This window comes from Clostridium sp. (genome assembly GCF_051650885.1).
Lineage (GTDB): Bacteria > Bacillota > Clostridia > Clostridiales > Clostridiaceae > Clostridium.
Genome location: NZ_JBOFRG010000340.1, coordinates 1 through 3,024, shown reverse-complemented (window position 1 = coordinate 3,024; position 3,024 = coordinate 1). Strand labels below are relative to the sequence as shown.

Annotated in this window: 1 protein-coding gene; it reads right to left on the bottom strand. The window is 36.8% G+C overall.

All coding sequences use genetic code 11. The features are described from left to right. Nucleotides 1-287: 287 nt before the first annotated feature. A partial coding sequence (locus ACRC28_RS17065; protein WP_438544651.1) for a reverse transcriptase domain-containing protein occupies nucleotides 288-3,024 on the bottom strand: 2,737 nt, incomplete at its 5' end.

The window sequence follows — 3,024 nt, the reverse complement described above, 5'->3', positions numbered from 1 at the left end:
CTAATTACACGAAGCAAATCTTGAGATTGTTATAATTCAAAGAAATGTATTTATAATATCCCTTGGATACTTCTTAGAACGACTTAGCAATAGAAAAAACAAGCATACTTTTCTTTATTTGGTTAAATTGTCTGAATTTGTTAAATCTTTATTTTTTAAAATCAACAAGTTAAGAGGTCTTTTCTCTCAAAAAACTCTCAACTTTAATATCTCTAAAGATAGACAAAATGAGTGATAATCTTTAAGCAAAATAAATTATTTCATGTTAGTCATTTATTTAATAGGGGCTAATAACCCAACATCCCCTCCTCCAGACGGGTAGTCTCACCTTTATCAACTCCAAACATACCTTTTAAATCATAATGCCTCTTCTTCAATAGTTTCCCATCAACCCTTTTCACTACGTATGAATCATTCTCACATCGGAACATAATCTTACCTGAATCCCTGAATCTACCCTTGTCCGTCTTTGAAAGCGTTCCCAAATTATCTCTCTTAGCTATTCTAACTGCTTGGTTTTCCACAAATATTTCTCTGTATCTCTTTTTGAACTTATCTGCGTAATCTCCCATAGCATCATTCTCAATTGCCACCGTATTTGAATCCATATCCCACGCCTCTCTCGGTGTGCACTTAATTCCACTGTGCATCGTGTTGTTATATCCCTGTATTGCATTCGTTATTTTCTCCTCGAAACTTCCACATCCTTGTTTAATAAAAGCATCTCTTATTGTTCTTATTGCTCTTTCTATTCTTCCATTACTTCTATGTGCTTCTAAGCCCACCTTCCTATGCTGAATATCATTTTCTGAACACCATTTTTCAAATTCCTCACTGCAAAACTCCTTTCCATTATCTGTTATCAATTCATCCGGAAACCCATCTTCTGTAATCCATTTTTTTAGAGTATCCAACACCTCTTTTGTGCTTTTTGTTTTTATTACCGCACCCCATAACTTTCTCGTATAATAATCTATGCCCACAAGAACATACCTCGAACTCTCCCCAATATCCATGATATCTATTGCCACTTTCTCCAATTTCTTCCTTGTAGCCACAAACTCGCATCCTCCTGTGGTCTTTCTATTGTTTACCCCACACACGTCACATTTTTTTATCACCCGCGATATCTCGTCTTTCATACCCGGCCAATACCAATATTGCTTCAAATTGTAATAAGTCCCTTTAACGCCTCTGTGATTCAATTCATTATGAACTTTCAATATATTTACTTCTCTTAACTCTTTTGGCATGACTTCTTTTCTTTCACCTGAGGAAAACTCCCAAAATTCTTTACCATCCTTTATAAATGTATGTTTATTAACTTTGCCCTGCTTCTGCTTTTCAATCCTTTGTTTCTTTCTAATTGTTTTTTCTTTTTCCTCCTCAGTAACCGCAACACTTTCAAATTGCCTACTCAACGCATCGGCATCCGTCATCAGTTCCCCTTTGACATACTCCACTGTGAAATCAAACTCCTGTATCTTTTCTATCCATCTATTTATCCTATTATTATTAAAGACTGGTTTCCTTCTTATTTCTATTAAAGCCTTGTGATCTGTCATTAAATGAAACTTTCTTCCTCTTAAATCACTTTCAAACTTCTTTATACCAAACACAACCGCCAACATCTCCTTCTCACTTATCGTGTACCTCTTCTCAGTTGGTGTCAATTTCTTAGATGCCCACTGAACTGGCACCCATCTTCCTTCCTTATCTGTCTGTAAAAGAATTGCGCCTAATCCTGTATCGCACGCATCCGTTCTTAATCTGAATTCCTTATTTTTTTCCAATATTTTTAACTTTTGTATGTCCCTCAAACCTGATTTCACATCATTAAACGCGTGTTCGAGTTCTTCGTCCCAATTCCATACCGTATTCTTCTTCAAAGCCTCTGTCAATCTGGCGGTTCTATATGCATAATGGGGTATAAAATCCCTGAACCACCCAGCTAATCCCAAAAATCTTCTCAGATCCCTAACGTTCTCTGGTTTCCTGTATTCCAAGGCCTCTTGTTTTCTAATCTCGTTTGGCTTAATGTCAATTCCATTTATAGTCACTCCTAATAATTTGACCTCCTCTAACTTGTACTGTATCTTACTCGGATTAATCCTCAACCCACAACTCTTGAACGTCTTAACGATTTCCTCTAGGAGATCATCATGCTCTTTTGAGCTCTTAGCATGAATTACAATGTCATCCATATAAACCTCTACTCCCTTGCCTCGAAAATTATCTAACACGATATTCATTGCTCTTTGCATAATATGGGGCGAATTCTTAAATCCCATGACCATACTATTCCATTCGTAAATTCTCCCATCATACTCAAAGGCCGTTTTATGTTTATGCGCCTCTTCTATCTCTATATGATAGAACCCCTCTTTTAAATCTATTACCGTGAATATGGTTGATCCTTGTGTCGCTCTTATAATATCCTTCATTAACGGCAGCTCATACGGATCTTTTTCCACCAAGTCATTCAAAGAAGTCAAGTTACTCACTAGTCTAATGCCCCCATTTGGTTTCTGCAACGCCCTAATAGGATTTCTCCACTCGCTTTTTGACCTTCTAATAACACCTCTACTCTCCAACTCATCCAAATACTTTTTAAAGGGCTCCCTTAGACAATAATCTACTATCTGTCCCTTTTTCACAACCTTCTCACCTTGTTTAGTCGCTATCTTACATTTAACTCCTGTTAAATACTTTACCCTTTCACTTCCTTCACTAAATACTTCAGGGTAATCCTTCACTAGCACTTCCAGTTTATTGACTATTCTACTCCTTTTATTCACATTGCTTAACCACGTTTTCCCATCTTCTAAAGCATTTACCTCTACCTTACTTTCCTTAATTACCCCGATGGTGCTTTTTCTCTCACAACTCTTCACCTTAATACCCTCAAAATTACCTTCCCTACTAGTATCTCTCCTTTCAGCACATACCCTAGCTTTGTGTCCTTTTCTATTGCAAATAAAACACACTGTTTCTTCTATCGATAATCTGCGTTGATGGTATCTT